Source organism: Nocardia sp. NPDC058633 (assembly GCF_042717045.1).
GTDB lineage: Bacteria > Actinomycetota > Actinomycetes > Mycobacteriales > Mycobacteriaceae > Nocardia.
In genome coordinates, this window is record NZ_JBHXRA010000010.1 from 79,745 (window position 1) to 96,408 (window position 16,664).

Annotated in this window: 14 protein-coding genes; 10 read left to right on the forward strand and 4 right to left on the reverse strand. The window is 61.9% G+C overall.

Features of this window, described 5'->3' with window-relative positions; genetic code table 11:
* Positions 1-2 precede the first annotated feature (2 nt).
* Positions 3-365, reverse strand: coding sequence for a hypothetical protein (locus ACFWUR_RS15100; protein WP_378907046.1), 363 nt, complete (start codon positions 363-365; stop codon positions 3-5).
* A 454-nt stretch (positions 366-819) separates the two neighbouring features.
* On the opposite strand from ACFWUR_RS15100, the gene mobF reads away from it, so the two are divergent.
* Together mobF and ACFWUR_RS15110 are read left to right on the forward strand one after the other, a co-directional pair.
* Positions 820-4,971 carry a MobF family relaxase gene (gene mobF, locus ACFWUR_RS15105; RefSeq protein ID WP_378907047.1) on the forward strand — a complete coding sequence of 1,384 codons (4,152 nt, stop codon included), beginning with the start codon at positions 820-822 and terminating at the stop codon, positions 4,969-4,971.
* A gap of 112 nt (positions 4,972-5,083) precedes the next feature.
* A complete protein-coding gene (locus ACFWUR_RS15110) occupies positions 5,084-5,392 on the forward strand; it encodes a putative quinol monooxygenase (protein WP_378907049.1) in 309 nt (102 codons plus the stop codon).
* Here ACFWUR_RS15110 and ACFWUR_RS15115 read toward each other — a convergent pair.
* Entirely contained in the window at positions 5,389-6,606 is a 1,218-nt protein-coding gene (locus ACFWUR_RS15115) for a helix-turn-helix domain-containing protein (RefSeq protein ID WP_378907051.1), read from the reverse strand. The genes ACFWUR_RS15110 and ACFWUR_RS15115 overlap by 4 nt on opposite strands.
* Positions 6,607-6,778: 172 nt before the next feature.
* Here ACFWUR_RS15115 and ACFWUR_RS15120 point away from each other — a divergent pair, with 172 nt between their 5' ends.
* From ACFWUR_RS15120 to ACFWUR_RS15155, 8 genes are all read left to right on the forward strand, one after another.
* Entirely contained in the window at positions 6,779-7,102 is a 324-nt protein-coding gene (locus ACFWUR_RS15120; RefSeq protein WP_378907053.1) for a hypothetical protein, read from the forward strand.
* Positions 7,102-7,398, forward strand: coding sequence for a hypothetical protein (locus ACFWUR_RS15125; RefSeq protein WP_378907055.1), 297 nt, complete (start codon positions 7,102-7,104; stop codon positions 7,396-7,398). Before ACFWUR_RS15120 ends, ACFWUR_RS15125 begins: the two co-directional genes overlap by 1 nt.
* Positions 7,395-8,075 (forward strand): B3/4 domain-containing protein, encoded by a 681-nt coding sequence (locus ACFWUR_RS15130; protein WP_378907057.1) that lies wholly within the window; start codon positions 7,395-7,397, stop codon positions 8,073-8,075. The genes ACFWUR_RS15125 and ACFWUR_RS15130 overlap by 4 nt, the downstream gene beginning before the upstream one ends.
* The gene (locus tag ACFWUR_RS15135) at positions 8,072-8,797 is read left to right on the forward strand and encodes a class I SAM-dependent methyltransferase (RefSeq protein ID WP_378907059.1); all 726 of its coding nucleotides are present in this window, start codon (positions 8,072-8,074) and stop codon (positions 8,795-8,797) included. Before ACFWUR_RS15130 ends, ACFWUR_RS15135 begins: the two co-directional genes overlap by 4 nt.
* 117 nt (positions 8,798-8,914) lie before the next feature.
* Complete coding sequence (locus tag ACFWUR_RS15140) at positions 8,915-9,295, forward strand: hypothetical protein (RefSeq protein ID WP_378907061.1); 381 nt, start codon at positions 8,915-8,917, stop codon at positions 9,293-9,295.
* Between the two features lie 686 nt (positions 9,296-9,981).
* Entirely contained in the window at positions 9,982-10,809 is an 828-nt protein-coding gene (locus ACFWUR_RS15145; protein ID WP_378907063.1) for an SAM-dependent methyltransferase, read from the forward strand.
* A gap of 192 nt (positions 10,810-11,001) precedes the next feature.
* Positions 11,002-11,364 (forward strand): hypothetical protein, encoded by a 363-nt coding sequence (locus ACFWUR_RS15150; RefSeq protein ID WP_378907065.1) that lies wholly within the window; start codon positions 11,002-11,004, stop codon positions 11,362-11,364.
* Between the two features lie 38 nt (positions 11,365-11,402).
* A complete protein-coding gene (locus ACFWUR_RS15155) occupies positions 11,403-11,615 on the forward strand; it encodes a DUF2283 domain-containing protein (protein WP_378907067.1) in 213 nt (70 codons plus the stop codon).
* 652 nt (positions 11,616-12,267) lie between these two features.
* On the opposite strand, the gene ACFWUR_RS15160 is transcribed toward ACFWUR_RS15155, so the two are convergent.
* A complete protein-coding gene (locus tag ACFWUR_RS15160) occupies positions 12,268-14,676 on the reverse strand; it encodes a hypothetical protein (RefSeq protein ID WP_378907069.1) in 2,409 nt (802 codons plus the stop codon).
* A complete protein-coding gene (locus ACFWUR_RS15165; RefSeq protein ID WP_378907071.1) occupies positions 14,673-16,571 on the reverse strand; it encodes an esterase/lipase family protein in 1,899 nt (632 codons plus the stop codon). Before ACFWUR_RS15165 ends, ACFWUR_RS15160 begins: the two co-directional genes overlap by 4 nt.
* Positions 16,572-16,664: the final 93 nt, after the last annotated feature.

The window sequence follows — 16,664 nt, forward strand, 5'->3', positions numbered from 1 at the left end:
CCTCAGATGTCGCGGCGGCGGCGGTGGTCGCGGTCGAGGGAGTCGATCGCGTTGCGCAGGAACAGCGCCAGTGAATCGAGCACGACGGGATCGGTGATGCGAGGCGATAGCCCTTGCCGCATCCGACTTTCGGCGACCCAGCGGCGGGTGGCTTCGCTGGTCGGTCCGATCAGCGCGGGCCCGTGCCTGTCGGTGTTGTTGTGGCCTGCGGTATCGGAGTCCGCGCCATCGGTGGCCGCACTGTCGGCCGGTGCCGAGGCTGCCGGGGAGTCGGAGTCCGGCGGAGCCTGCTCGTCAGGTCGGCCCGACTGAGAGACGCCGGACTTGCCGGTGTGTGGACGAACTTTTCTGTTGTGGAGGGACATTTGTGTTCCTTTTCGGTTGTCGATTTGTCCCCTGATCTCGCGGCTCTTCCGCTTTCTAGTGTGCCATTGGTCGAAGGTCGGCAAAGTGTGCAAATTTCGGTACCGCTAGTTGCGTCCGGGCGGTGCCGTCGCGCGCGAGCGGCGTCCGGCCGCGCCGTGCGCCGGATTCAACGCCTCAGCCCCTACCGACCCCATCCCATCGGTACCCAATACATCCCATTCACACCCATACCCCCGCAAAACATCTCACCCCACCCCATCAATGCCCCACCCCCACAACTAAACTCACCCTTATTTCCATATACCCCCTACCCCTATTTTTCCCTCCTTCACATTCAGACATCTTTCATCTCAGGGTAACGAGTTGATAACGTCCTGCGGAAACGCTGTCTGCGGCAAGGATTCACAGACTAGGCCGCCTTGAATTTGCCTGTTTTGGGTGTCTCATGGAGGCATGGTCGCGACCATGCACAAGGTCGCCGCAGGCAACGGCTACGAGTACTACCTGCGCAACACCGCCGCCAACGACACCACAGCGCGCGGGCGCGCCTCGCTGTCCGACTATTACAACGAGCACGGCGAAGCCCCCGGAACCTGGCACGGCAGCGGACTTTCCGACCTCGAGATCACCCCCGGCGAGGAAGTCACCGAAGAACAGATGAAGTTTCTGTTCGGTGCCGGGATGCACCCGAACGCCGATCAGGTCCGCGAACGTGTGAAAGCGCACCATCTCGCGGCCGGGGTGCGTCCCGCCTACGCCGCCCGATTGGCTGAGATGGCAACCAAACTCGGCAACAAGTTCGCCGTCTATTCGACTACTTCGGGGTTCCCCGCCGCCACCGCCCAGGCATATCGCGACTACAACACCAGCCATGGCGAGTGCGTCACCGCCCACATTCCCGACCCGATACGCGCACAGATCCGCACCGACGTAGCCACCGAAATGTTCACCACCGAGTACGGACGCGGCCCGTTGGACCCGCGCGAACTGTCGGGATGGGTCGCAAAGAATTCGCGCCCGGACCGTACAGCGGTGGCCGGTTTCGATTTCACGTTCAGCCCCGTCAAGTCGGTGTCGGCGTTGTGGGCGATCGCGACACCGGAGCTTGCGCACAAGATCGAGACCGCTCACCGTGCCGCGATTACCGACGCGTTGTCGTGGTTGGAGAACAATGCGCTGTTCACCCGGTTGGGTCGCAACGGGGTTCGACACGTCGACGTGCAAGGAGCGGTCGCCGCGACGTTCGATCACCGCGATTCGCGCGCGGGTGACCCGGACCTGCATACCCATGTTTTGGTCGCGAATCGGGTGCGGACCGAGGACGGAAAGTGGCGCACCGTCAACGGCACTGTGGTCCATGAAGCGGTGGTCACGGTGTCGGAAATCTATGACACCCGCCTCGAGCACTATTTGGAAACCTCGATCGGGGTGCGGTTCGAGACCCGCCCCGACCGCAACATCCACCAAGTCCGCGTCCGCGAAATCGTCGGCGTTCCCCTGTCATTGATTCACCACTGGTCGCGACGTACCGTCGTGATCGTTGACCGACTCGACACCCTCACCGCCGCATTCCAAACAACGTTCGGACGCGAACCGACCCCCGGCGAAGTCCACGACCTCGGCCAACGCGCGACCCTGGAAACCCGCCCCCGCAAACACGCGCCCGCTTCACGCACCGAACAACGCGCGCTCTGGCGCGCGGACGCCGAAACGCTGCTCGGTGGACCCGACGCGGTAGACGACATTTTCGTGCGCGCCCTCGCCGCCCCGCACGTCCCGCGCCGCGAACTCGATCACGCGTTCATCACCCACCTCGCCGACCAAGCCCTAGCCGCAGTGTCGGACAAGCGCGCGACCTGGCGTGAATTCAACCTCCGGGCCGAAGTCGAACGCCAAATCCGCGGGAACATCACCCCCACGGAATGGGCCGACGCGACCGAAAAGGTGCTGGCACAAGCATTATCGCCGTCATCATCGGTCGCACGCGGTGACCCCGACGTCACCGAACAACCCGACCTACGCGCGGTCCCGGCGTGGTTGCGTCGCCGCGACGGCACCCCGATCCACACCCGCGCCAACTCCCAGATCTACACCACCGAATCCACCTTGGCCGCCGAAGCCGAACTGATCGCGCTCTCCGTCGAGCCCGGCGGGCTCATCTTGAGCCCCGAACTGGTGTTCAACGCGGTCAACGCCTACAACACCGCCCACCCCGACCAACCCTTGAATCCCGGTCAGATTCGGGTCATCGAATCGTTCGCCAGCGCCGGAATGCGTGTCCACACCGCCAACGCCCCCGCCGGAACCGGCAAAACCACCGCCATGCAAGTACTCGCCACCGCGTGGGAATCAGGCGGCGGAACCGTGCTCGGGATGGCACCCACAGCCGCCGCCGCGTCCGTGCTGGGTGACTCGATCGGCACCCGCGCCGAAACCGTGGACAAACTTCTGCACGTCATCGACGCCCACCGCCCCGACAACGCCAGCGAGAACCTGCCGTTTCTGCCGCAATGGGTCCTCGATATCAACACCACCACGTTGGTGATCGTCGATGAACACGTCACCTTGCCGACCACCAAACGTCTCCAGTTGCTGCGGTATCTGGCCGGGCGCGGTGCGACCGTGCGCTGTATCGGTGACGACCGACAGCTCTCGGCGATCGATGCCGGTGGCGTCCATGCCGACATGACCCACGCCGCACCCGAGCAAGCACCGACCTTGACCGAGGTGATGCGGTTCGCCCAACGCGGCGAAGCATTGGCCTCGACCGGCTTACGCGAGGGTGACCCGCTCGCATTGGCCTGGTATCTGGACAACGGCCGCATCCACGCCGGACACCTCGGCACCGTCTACGCAGACGCCTACCGAGCGTGGGCCGCCGACATCGCCCACGGGTGGGACGCGGTCATGCTCGCACCAACTCACGACATCGTGAGCGCGTTGAACGTGCGCGCACGCGCCGACCGGATCGCGCGCACCGCTCCCGCGATCACGGCGACCGGTGCGCCCGACCCGCATGTGTTCCTTGCTGACAGGTTGGTGGCCTCGGCCGGTGACATCGTGCGCACCCGCCGCAACGACCCCCGCTTGCGAGTCGGCGCGCGTGATTGGGTGCGCAACGGCTACTCCTGGACCATCCGGCAAGTGCATTCCGACGGCGCGGTCACCGTCGTACGGCGCGTGCAGGGTCGCGACACCGACGCGGTGGTGCGGTTGCCGGGCGAGTACGTGAACGAACACCTGCACCTGGGTTATGCCGCGACCATCGATTCCGCGCAGGGCATCACCGCGGATTCCTGCCATGTCGCCATGTCGGGACGTGAGTCACGCCAACAGTTCTACGTCGCGATGACACGCGGACGCCAAGCCAACCACGCCTACATCGCTACCGCGCTCGACGGCGACGAGGGCGACATCTACACCGTGCCCGCGCACTACCCGCGCACCGCAGTCGAACACCTACACCACGTATTGGACCGCGACGGCGCACGCACCTCCGCCCACACCGAACTCCGCGACGCACTCGACCCCGCCCGCCGGATCGGGCGCGCAGTAGACATCTACCTCGACACACTCGGCATGACCGCCGAAAACGCCATCGGCACAACACGACTCGACACCATCGACCACATCGCCGAACAACTCGTACCCGGATTGACCGACAGCCCCGCCTACTCGGTCCTGCGCCAACACCTCGCCATGCTCGCCCTATCCGGGGCCGACCCGATCACCGAACTCCGCACCGCCATCGCCGCCCGCGAACTCGACACCGTCACCGACCCCGCCGCCGTGCTGGACTGGCGACTGGACCCCACCGGTAACCATTCCGCCGGACCCGGACCGCTGGCATGGACGCCAGGACTACCCACCGAGACAGCCACCGCCGACAACGACACCGTGCCCGTACAAGCGCGCGAACGGATCGTGGCCGAACTCGCCCGACAGATCAGCAATACCGCCCGCGCCTGGACCACCGCAACCGCCCCGAAATGGGCGCGACCCTTGCTCGGTACCGATCCCGAACTCGTTGCAGACCTTGCCATTTGGCGTGCAGGGTTGCACGTCCCGGAGGCTGATCCCCGCCCGACCGGGCCCGCCCGATACATCGCGATCGAACGCGCGCACCAACAACACTTGCACCGCCGCATCCTCGAAGTCGACGGCAACACCCGCCTACCCCAACACCGTTGGGCCGCTACCGTCGACCGCATCGACCCCCGCATCAGCACCGACCCCACCTGGCCGATCATCGCCACCAACATCGAGGCCGCCGCCCGCGCCGGCCTCGACATAGAAGACCAGCTCACCAATGCAGCCGGCGCCCGCCCACTACCCGACGAAATGCCCGCCGCCGCACTCTGGGCACGACTGGAAATCACCGACACCGACCTCGCCGCCGCTGCGCCCGAGTCCGCCGACATCACCACCCAGCACGCACCCGACCCGACCGCCTACGAACCGGACCCACAAGCGCAGACTATTACCAGCGCCGTAGATGCCGCATTGGGCGACACCTTCGCCGACTGGTCCGAGGCCGACACCGCCGACGACGAGTTCGAACACACCGGTTGGGAGCCTGACACCGGCTACGAAGTCGACTTGTAATCCACCGCAAGACGCTCGAACTTGCTGGCGCTAGTCGGAGTTCCGTCCCCAGTGGACCGGGGGCCACCCCCCAAGATGCATGTCACCAACCCGATTGCGTTACCGTCGGGACATGTTCGCACTCGTCGTCCGATTCGACCTCCACGACCAGGCCGCCGCCGACGCCTTCGACGTCACCGTGTCCGAGCTCGTCACTCAGATCGTCAAGCATGAGCCCGGCACCCTCGTCTACTCCACACACCCCGTCGCTGACGCCCCGCTGTCGCGCCTTTTCTACGAGGTCTACCGCGACCGTGAAGCGTTCGACGAACACGAACGCCAGCCACACACCCGCGCATTCCTCGACGGCCGCAGCGAATACGTTGCGTCAGCCCGCGTCGAGTTCCTCAACGACGGGCCCGCGAAAGGTCTACCTGCCTAGATCCGGTCCGCGATTCCCAACCACACCGCGAACCCATGCACGCTGTCGACTGTTCGCGCGTCGGCCCGCGCGATCTGCCGCGTCGTCTCCCGCACCATCGGGTTATAGCGGGTCTGCGCCGGTGCGATCCTGCGCGCCGTCTGCAATGCATCGAACGCCCGCCGCTGATCGCCATGCAACAGGAACGCCCGCCCCAGGTCGATGTAGTGGTGCCCCACGCGCTCCGATGGCGACCCCGCTGGAATCACCAGCGACCGTGCACGGTCCAGAGCTGTTGCGCTTTCCATTGCCTCCACAGCGAGCGCCACTCCCCAGATGCCAGTGTTCGTCGGACCGAACGACAGGATGCTGTCGCGGTCGTCGCCGAGCCGCAGCGCGGTCGCGGTCGCTTCTCTGAGGTGGTCGTCAGCGAGGTTACGACGACCTGAGCGTGCAGCGGCTAAACCCGATTGCAGGTGCAAGCCACCCCAAGCGATGAGGTCGTTACGGTGGCCGACGCCCAACCGGGGTTCGATCTGGGCGCGGGATCGTTCGAGGAATTGGAGAGCAGCGTTCCAGTCGCCGCCGCTGGTGAGCATCGCGCCACGCTGGAACTGCGCCACCGCCAACCACAGCGGGTCGCCTGCTTCGCCTGCCGCCCAACCAATCCGGTCGACGGCGAGGGCGGATAGGTCGCTGTACCCCAGCTTGTAGGCGAGCGAATGCGCCGAGTAGTAGCACTCGCACAACATCACCAACGCCCGGTCCCGGTCCGAGCCCGACCAACGATGCACCGCAGCGCGGAGTTCGCCGAGGAGTGCGGGCAGCGCATCGCCGAGCTTGTGAAAGCTAGCCGCGCGCCGCCATTTGCACACCTGAGCGACGACGGGTTCCAATTCGGCGACCGGGCGAGGTTCGATCACCCGGTCGTTGTCGAGATCGTAGGCGGCTAGCTCGATGCGCAGCACGGCCACAGCCGAATGCGCTTCGGCGTCTTCGGGTTCGACAGGCGCGTAGGGCTGCCCGGTGAGGTCAGTGGGTGCGACGCGTAGCGCGCCCGCGACGGCCGAAATGAACGCCGGTGTCGGGTTCGCGGTTCCACGCTCCACCTTTTTCAGCAGCGAGAGCGACACGTGAGCGACCGGGGCTAGCGACTTTTGGGTGTATCCGCCCAGCCTCCGAGCCTCTTTGAGCCGCGCAGCGAATGCGGTCCTGTCAACCTGGGGTGCTACCACACGTCAAGTGTGCACGAGGGGCCAAACGTATGGCTACAAGGAGCAAATTTCTTGTCCCTTCAGGCTTTTGCGCTGAGACATCATGGTCTTACCTCCACGGCGGGTTGCTTTCATCACACATTGCGCCCCCGCCGTAGGGGACTACGAGCACCACAGGACTCGGGAGGTCACCATGTGGTTACAGCGCGAAATTCAGGAGCCGGAGCAGCAGCGAATGCCGGAGCCGCGCACCGCCGCGAACGCGGTCACGGTGCAGGAAATCATGGACCGCATCAACAGCGAGCACGAAGATGAGGGCCGCCCGTCGCCGGTCCTGGACCATGCGGCACCGCGCGGACCGATCACGGTCGACTATGCCCGCATTCTGATGCGGCAGCATCGGGTCTGCAACCGAGAAGGGTGCCCGGCGAAGCGGTGTGCGTTCGCGCTGTTGGTGGAGCGCGGGATCATGTCCCCAAGCCAATCGGTCGGGCAGCTCGAACCGGGCGAGATCTGATGAACGATGAAGACCTGGCACGCGAACTGACCGTGCTCCATTCCGACACCGCCGCCACAGTCGACGCGGCAACGCCCGAACCCTCCGATAAGGCAGGCCGCGCGATGAGCTACCTTCCCGTCACGTCCACGCCCCCGTCAGTGCCCGAACTACTCGGAACGCTCGACGCGATGCGCGAAGCCGGGTGGCTCACAACAGCGCCCGCCACACCCGCAGACGATGCGACCAGGCAACGCGATCAACGATTGATCAACCCTTGCAACGCATTTCATCCAATTGACGAGGAGACGAAATGAAGTCGTTCAGCATCGATCCACAGGTCAGCGATCTCGGCATCTACGCCATCGCGTTCGTCGTTCCCGGCATCAGCGTGCCAGCAGAGACCAGCCCCGCGCTCAACCACGAGATCGAGACCTCGGAGAAGTCCATACTCGCCGCGACCGACCCGAAGACCCTCAAGACCGAACCCGAGTTCAAAGCCTTCCGGGCAGTACACGCCCAGGTCGGCAAGGCCGCGAAAAGTGAAGTCGCCGCGCCGGAAACACTGTTGCGGTTGCTGCACCGCGCCGGACGGTTGCCCCGTATCAACCCGCTTGTCGATATCTACAACCTGGTCTCGGCAGAAACCCGGTTGGCGTTCGGCGCACACGATCTGGCAGCGATCGCCGGTGGTGTGCGGTTGGCGATGACGACCGGACATGAACGATTCGTCCCCCTCGGTGCCACCGAACCCGTACCGGTGCCCGCCGGGGAATACGCCTACCTCGATCACGAAGACGTGCTGTGCCGCCTCGAGGTCCGCCAGTGCGAGAAGTCCAAAGCAACCCCGCAGACCAGCGACGCACTGTTCATCATCCACGCAGGCCCAGGCCGCGACCGCGCAGACCTCACCACCGCCAGAGACCGACTCGCGGCCCTGCTGGCCGAGCACCTTGGCGCACAGCCACCGATCGATCTCGAGGCCCAGCCATGAGTACCGAATACGACACCACCCCGACCGCCGATCCGGGAATCGAAGCGCGCGAGGCACACTGGGACCGCCGCGCGGACGGGTTCGACACCGATTTCACCCGAGCACCTGTGCGCGAAGAGGTGTTGGAACAGATCTCGCGGCAGTTGCCCACCGGGCCCTGTACCGCACTGGACGCAGGCACCGGCAGCGGACGGACCATGGCACGGCTGATCCAGGGGCTACACCCCGAGTCCGACATCGTCGGTTGCGACCTGTCACCGGCGATGCTGCACCAGGCCAGAGTCCACGCACCCCACAAAGCTCGCGGGTCGTTGTCGTTCGTCTACGCCGACCTGTGCGCTCTACCGTTCGATGACGGCGGGTTCGATCTGGTTGTGTCGACGTTCACCCTCCACCACGTACCGCCCACCCAACAGTTGGCGGTGTTGCGGGAGTTGCGGCGCGTGCTCGGCGAAGACGGCATGTTGATCCTGGCCGACCAGATCCAGCCCGACCCGCCGTTGTCGGTCGAGGCAATGCGGGCGGCAGTGGCCGAAACGTTCTACCCGCACCTGCCCCATACCGAGGCGGTTGGGCTGCTCTCGACCTACGGCGAATGGCCGCTCACGGTCGGCGAACTCACCGACCTACTCGAGGCCGCCGGTTTCGTTTGCGAAGTCACCGACATCGACCGCATCGTCGCTATCGCCACCGCGACTCCTGGCACCTCACCCGAGGGGTGAACGATGGCACACGTGAAAAGCCCGGCCTCCATACAAGATTCGCCGCTGACACGCAGCATGTTCTACCGGCGAATCTGTAGCCTGCCGACGTTCGTAGACACCGTGACAGGCCAAATCATGATGACAGCCGGATCCACTGGCGCGATCATGATGCCGACCGACCTCGCCCAACGGGTCAAGGTCGAGCTGCACCGCCGCAACATCGGACCGTGCCCGACCATCGGCCACCCGCGCGCGCGAGCATGGTCCTACCTTGTCCGTACCGCAGACATGCGCCCGATCGGTGACCCCGCCGCGCTCGCCGAACTCTGGCGCGCGCACGTCGTCGTGATCCGCGACGGCAACATCGTGTTGCCGACCCCGAGCCCAGACCACCACGCCCACCGAACGTGGATAGTTCCCGCGACCACCCCTTTCCGGCCGTCCGGGGCCACGGTCCTGGCGTGCGTCCGCCACGTCCTGGACGCGGCCAAGCCACGCAACCACGGTCCCTACTGACCTCGCCGGGAAGGACACCGACCGTGCCACACCCGAATCCCGATCTATTTGTACTGTCGCCGTGCCCCGACGAACCCGATATCCACCTCACGATTCAATTCGTTAGTGTCCGAATGGATTTCGCTGCGTGCCTGACGGCTGCGTTGGTGTTCGTGCAAGACATGGCCGCCCGCCGACCCTGCACCGTCGCAGTCGATTCGGGTCACTGTGTCGGACTGCCGCGACTTCCCAATGAGCAACTATCTTTACTGCCCTGACCTGCACAGTTAGTAGGCAAATCCCGACCGATTGAATGACCTTCGCACCCGGTGAGGCCCGAGACACCCTCACCACGGCACGCGCGAAGGCGGCCCCGGACTCGTACCCGGCGATGTGGCGATGTCCGGGGTCCACAAAACTTGTCGATCCGCACCAACGTAAGCGACTGCCTGCCACGGGCACGGCCGCGACGTCAAGACCACCTGAATACCTCGAACCACCGGCGACAACCCCCGAGCCGCGCCGGTTCGAGGGTGGGGAAACGCTCCCGGAGGCCGCCCAACCGGCTTCCGGGAGCACCCACACCACCCACTGACCAGCAACACCGGAAGGCCCCGACCAACCCCCAGACCGTGCGCCCCTCGCCACGGACACCCGGAGTTGGTCGGGGGCCTTCCGTCTCACACGACGCGGCAGGAGCCCCCACCGTGACCACCCGCCCACCGAACTTGATCGACCCATACCAGCCCACTCCCGCACGCCTGCACAGCGTGTTCCTCGGTGGGAAGGACCACTACGAAACCGACAAGGCGCTAGCCGAGGCCCTGTCGAGCAGCACAATCAGGCCCGCGCTCACCGAATCCCGTCGCTTCACCCGACGCGCGGTCGAATACCTTGCCGACCATCACGGGGTGTCCCAGGTCGTCGAACTTGGGTGCGGCCTGCCCCACGCCCCGAACATCCACGACATCGCCGAACAACACAACAGCACCGCCCGGACGTTGTACGTCGACTGCGACACCGTCGTGGCCGCTCATGGTCGCGCGATGCTGCACGAACCGCCTACCCGGTTCTTCACCGACATCGACATCACCGACACCGACGCCATCATGGGCGATATCACCACGGTGATGGACATGACGGCACCGTTGGCGGTGTGTGTCTCTGGCACCGCGGAATTGATCAGCGACGCCCCCGCCGTGCTCGCCGCGTTGGCCGACCGATTCCCGGTCGGGACATGGCTCGTGCTCACCCACATCACCGACGAGTTCTATCCCCACCACATCCAGACCGCCGCCGAAACCCTGAGCGGCGTGGGCATCCCGTATCACCCACGCGGACGAGACGAGATCACGGCCATGCTCGCCGGGTACCAACTCCTCGCGCCCGGTCTGATCGCCCCGCACCGATGGACACCCGCGCCCAGTGACAGCGACGACAACGGGGTGCCCCGACTTTCCGTCTCCACGCCACGACATCGCGCGGCGTGGGAGCTGAGCGCGTATGCCGCAGTAGGCCAGCTCCATCGACCGTAGACGCTCATCGCAGCGACGACGAGGCCCCGCACCATCGTGAACCGGGCACCGTCGACCACTCCACCTACTGGACCCGACCGGAGCCCGGCCCGTACCGATATCCACTGCGAGGGAACCGAAACCACCTTCGCGGCGTCTAAGCCGTTGAAGGGACTTCCACACCGTTGGTGTGGAAGAACGAGGGGAGAACCGATGCACATCATGAAATGGGCCGCGACCGCCATTATCGCGGTAGCGGGGGCCATAGTGGTCACGGGCGCACCAGCCCAGGCAAGCCCGTCGTCTGGTACGGGCACATCGGCGGCGGTGGTCGCGCGCGAGGATCTGTCGTTCATCGCGCTGTGCAACAGTGTGGCCAGCTTCACCAACCACGGCCGCCAGCAAGCACAATCACGAGGCATCTCCGAAGACATGATGGACCAAGCCATCGCCCAGGCCAACCGCACCGGTAAGCGGTACAAGCGCAAAGGCGAGGACACGATCAAATACGTCGGGGACAAAGTATGGGTTGTGCTGAACGGAAACTGCGCCGTCGTGTCGACAGGATGGAACTAACAAGTGCGACCAACCCGACAGGAGTTGAACCCGTGCGGATGACCTATGACGCGGAAGCCAACGCCGCGATGATCTACCTCAACGGCCGTATCGAACCGGGGGAAGCAGTACGGCAGCAAACCATCACGTTGGAAGTGGCGGACCTCGTGCTGGACTTCGGTACCGATGACATGCTGCTCGGGATCGAGGTCATCGGCGCACGAGCAGTCATCTCCGCGGAGGCACTCAGCGCAGCCGAGCAGATGAGCTGATCGCTGGTTCGACTGTGGGCAGCCTCGCGCCTGTTCCGCAGTCGAATCACCCGCGTGGCATCCGAACTGCCACCACCCCTTTCGGGGCCGAACGTGGCCGACGAGCCCCGACTCGGCGAGAGCTATGCTCGTTTACGCGGCGAGGCAGTCGGGCGCGATGAGTTCCCAGATCACGCGCCCGCCTCGCCGCCCAAACAGAGCGGCTGCCGCACCCCTTCGGGGCTTGCCACAAATCACCTGTCAGGACTTCACGCGTGATGCACTGTCGCGGCGCAAGGAGTGTGTAACGAACATCTCTCCCCAGTGAGTGGCATCACCTCCGCACTCCCTGCGGTCCGAACTGCGTACAATACGCATGCCCGTGAGGAGCGGTCATGGCATTGATGATCGAGTCGCTCCGTCCGTTGGGAGACCGTACACCCGCGCGAAGCCCCCGGAAGCCGCTGGCTGGCGTCTAGCGGTTCGTCGTCATCACCGTAGGGAATCTCAACACCGAACATGTTGGCTTTCCGAACGCTGGCCGCATATTGCCGCCTGGCGATCCGCCACGACCGGAAGGGAACTCAGATGATGCTGGGACCTGCACAAAATCGTTCCCCCGTGCCGGACCATCGGTAGCTCGGTAATCGGTGGCGATGCAAATTGGTAGGACTCATCCTTGAGGTAAGGATATCTTGGCGGCAGCATCGCGAATTCTGCGTGACGGGTGGTTAGAACGAATCTCTGTGATCTTTTCACGCTTGGGCCATGTGGAGTCCAGGAGATTGCAAATACGCCGAAGGACAACAAGAGGAACAAGAATTCCGTCATCGTCCAACATTTCTATCAATCTAGCCTTCGACTCATCTGAGAATAAAAGCGCTGCTTGAGAAGAGGCAACCAGGCCGGGAACTATTGCCGCCCTCACCTCAGCGTCCTGATCGTAACTCATTTGGATCGCCATACCCTGTAACGGCACGCTAGGCTGCGACGAAATGAATTGCGCGATCGCCTCCGCGGTATCCTTGCGCAGTCGACGGTCGGTCGACGTGACCCACGGAAAAATAGTACGAATCACTACGGGCGTAGGCAAGATATCGTGTGCTGCGACGAACCGCAGTGCAGCGATGTTGGGAATTCCCCTAGTTGCTTCTTCGAACCAGGAAATCGAACTCGTGTCCGGCGCGCTGATTTCCAACAGTATCCGGTCCCGATGGCGCTCAATGATGGATTGTGGAATGGATACGTTGGACTCGGACAGTATCTTCAGTGCATGCCTGCGAACTGACTGGAAAACATTTTGGTCGGTGACGAACGCGAGCAATTCGCTAGTGAGTTCGCTTGTCTTATCAAATTCTACGACAAAGGCTGCCAGTGTACTTGGATCGACAGCCATACCACTATGTTGTCCGCTACGTGCTTCTTCACGTACTGTACGCATTCCCCGAACTGAAGTTTGAACGATCTTATCTACGAGTTCTTGAGGCGGTGCAGACTCCGTTCGCAAGTAATGGCTAAGCGCATCAGAGAGGTCGGTATAGGTGTCTCCCGTATTGGATATGGTTGGAGGTCGATCATCCAAGACTTTAGCCCTTATGAGCTGATTCCGGGAACTCTCGAATACTTCACCGGGGAGCCCTTCGAAAATCAGTTTGCACTCATTCTGCAATCGTAGGTCGACCAGCTCCCAACGGATTCTTCTTATGACTTTGGAAAAGACTCGATCCCACAGCTCATCCTGACTATCCGGGCTCGACATAGCCCGAAGTAGGCGCTCGGCGAGAGCGGAATCTTCGCCAATACGAGAGGCGAGATCCGCCGCCGCCAGCCAGGCAGGTTCATTCAAAGTGGAGGCTGTCTGCCAATTTCCTGGTGGCAGAGTCGGCCCACCTTTGTCCAGAACACTCAACGCTATATGTAAGGCTCGATCGGCGTCAGTGCTAGAAAGGAGCTCAGCTGCGGCGCTGAGCACTTGCAGTTCGCCGGCGCGAATAGAATCGATGTGTGTCCGAAAATTCAAGATGTTGCTTGCATCCTGGATCAAGGCATCGAGTGGTCCATCATAGATAAGCCTATCCACCAGCAGCGTGAGTTCGGAGTTGGCGCACGCGAGCCGTAGAAGGCGTAGGCAATGGGAAACATTTACGCCGCTCAGATCAGGCAGATGGCGAACTATACGCATAATAGCGAGTTCTTTTCGCGACGCATAGACTGCAGCGTGTCCGAGAAGGCCGTAGGCCAGTGTCTGAAAGTAGATATCCGGTGCCGATTTTCCGAAAGTCTGCGAGGAATTCCTTGTTAGCTGTTCTTTGTATTTCTCTTCAAGTAACCGACCGAGTTGATGAGACTCACCTTGGTGGATGACATATAGGCTCTCGGCGCGAACCTGAACAATCTGGCTCATCAGAGGGGGGATTAGCGACGTCAGACCGGAGGATTTGATATTTCGTTCGGGATAAACGCTCCAGATGGCTCGCTTCAGCCCTTCGATAATGTTTGTTACTATCAGTTCTGGCGTATAGGCAGTCACATCATTGAGCTCGAAATTGAGGCACGAATCGATCTCGACTTCTGAGAGTGCGCGCGCGGCGGAAATTACGTCGTCCGAGAATTTGAACCCAAAGTCGCGTTTACGCAAGGCTCGCTGTTGGTACAATACTGCTTGGCACAGCTTAGATGGCGAGCTGTGGCGCCCATTGAATCGCGCGAGTGTAACTGTGAGTACTCGATCGATTAGATCGTACCGTTCGCTGTCTCCGCCAAGGGTAGAAAAAACCGTTGCCAAGGCCGTGATCCTGGCGAGGTCTGCATTAGGATCCGTCGCAGTGATAGCGCCGCCAAGCTCTTCCAGGCCGTTTTCACCCGACTGGCTGGTGATCAAACCGTAAATGAGATCCACGGCAGGGTCGTTTACCCCTGCGGATTGCTTTATCCCGGGAAATTTGAAGGCTTTACTCGGCGGGGTGCGATCCAGCAAAATCGCGGCGAGCTCGGCCTCCGCACGAACAATTTCCGTGTTGAAATTGGGGTGAGCGGCGATTTCATGCGGACTATAGATTGCAACAAGCCATGCGAGGTTCATATACGGTCCTTTGGCTTATCGAGACGATTCTCAATTTCGGTAACCAAGGTCTCCACGTGTATGTGCAACCGCTCCCTTAGTTCGTCGTCGTCCTCCGCTGAATCTATCATTATGCGCCGGCGAAGCGGACGACTGCCGACTCCGTCCAGCCCAGCCGCCACCGATATTCTAGGTATCGCATGTTCATTCTCGCTTCCAACTGATACTAGCCGTGTCTCACTGTCGAGCTCATCGTATCTTTTCCTGACTTGTCGAACGAGCTCAATTGATCCCGGGTCGCCAGACCGAATTCGAGACGAGTCGTGAATAGATAGCAAAAGCTCGGGTTTCCAGTCGTAAGCAACTGTCGCAACGTCAACGACCTGAACGCGAGGATAAGTATCCGAGACTGACCGCAAGACCTCGTCATAGATCTGCTTCCAGTTGATGGAATCGGGATCCAGGAAAACGTCAGTAATCAATAGGTCGCTGGGTTTGGATGGCCGGGTTTCCATGCTCTCCGGTTGTCCGCTGGCGCCTTGGTCTCGCTTCTCTCTCATCCAGTGCACTCGCCGGATTGCCCTATTCCCCATTGTTCTTATCACAGCATTCAAGACGAACTTGACCTGTTCATCGTTGGATGTTTGCGGCTTGACGATATCCGAGTGGCTTGTTTTAAAACCGTAGCATTGCCTTTCTGGAATACCTGCTGTAGCGCTTTCCTTTGTGACGATAGAATCCAGCTCCGCATATCCGGCATATATGGGCATTAAGTAGTTCCTATTACCAAGGTTGGAACTATCGTGCACATCGAAATGGTTGTCAAAGTATTTGCGCAACATTAGTTGGTACTTCGACCAGCGGTGAAGAATTCTGGCTTCGGTAAAAACGATTCTCGCCATTCTTGGGGACCATCCGGATCCCTCAAGGGGTGTATCAAACTGTATTAGCCCCGCTATCGGCTTCAGCCCTTCGGAGCGATCGAAAATGTCTACGTATTTTTTGATCGCATCCCGCGCGACCAATCCGCCCATGCTATGGGCCACAATATATATTTCGTCGTATAGCCGGGCGAGTTGACTCAGCCTTTCGGCGAGAAGGCTTGTGATGCCGTCTACGTTCGCCCGACTCTTGAATCTTCGTCTGTGCCCGCTAAAGTAATCAAACATAGCTATGTCTATGCGAACGCCGACTGAATTGTGATATATGAACGACGGGAACTCTCCCCAAGTGCTGTAGCCGTTACCGTTAAGTCCGTGGACGAAAACAATCACAGACTGCGACTTTCTAGACCCAGGAAGCTTGTGTAGATTCAAACTTGAAGTCTGAAATTCGAAGGGGTGGAAGGTGGCCTGTTCCTGTATGTTTACGAAGACTAGAGCATGGTCGACAATCATCGGGGCGCCCGGAGCAGCCTCAGCTTGTATTACCGGCAGGCTTTCCAGCGGTAGAGGCCCAGCAATCTCAATGTTGACTATCCCCTCCAGTAGAGACTGTAGATTTTCGATCCGGGCGACGAATACGCTGTCACGGCCCCAACCGTCGACACTGTTGTATCGGGCAGAAACCACCCCCACCACGAAATCATCGGACGCGCGGCGAACTGGACCCCCGCTCATCCCCCTCATCACTGTCGATGCCTTTACCCGGCCGAGGCGGACTTGGTCATCACGCGTGGTACCGCCCTCCCACCAACCGGGGGCGTCAAGGAATCGGTAGGTGTGTTCGTGGTCCGGAACCTCCACCACGCCGGTGATGATCGTGTTCGTGCTCAAGATGACCGAGTCGGTGGCCGCCCAGCCCTCAATGGATTTTGGCAGAGCTGTCAGGCTGGTTAGCACCGCCAGATCATGCAAAAGATCCACTGCGGCGACACGCGCATCGAACGCTGGCATCCCACCGGCGAGTGCGTCCACCCGCACGACTGCATCTCGATCTCGAGCACCGACCTGATCTAGGACGTGCGCCGCGGTAACCAATACCCCAGGTGCGACCTGAAAACAAGTCCC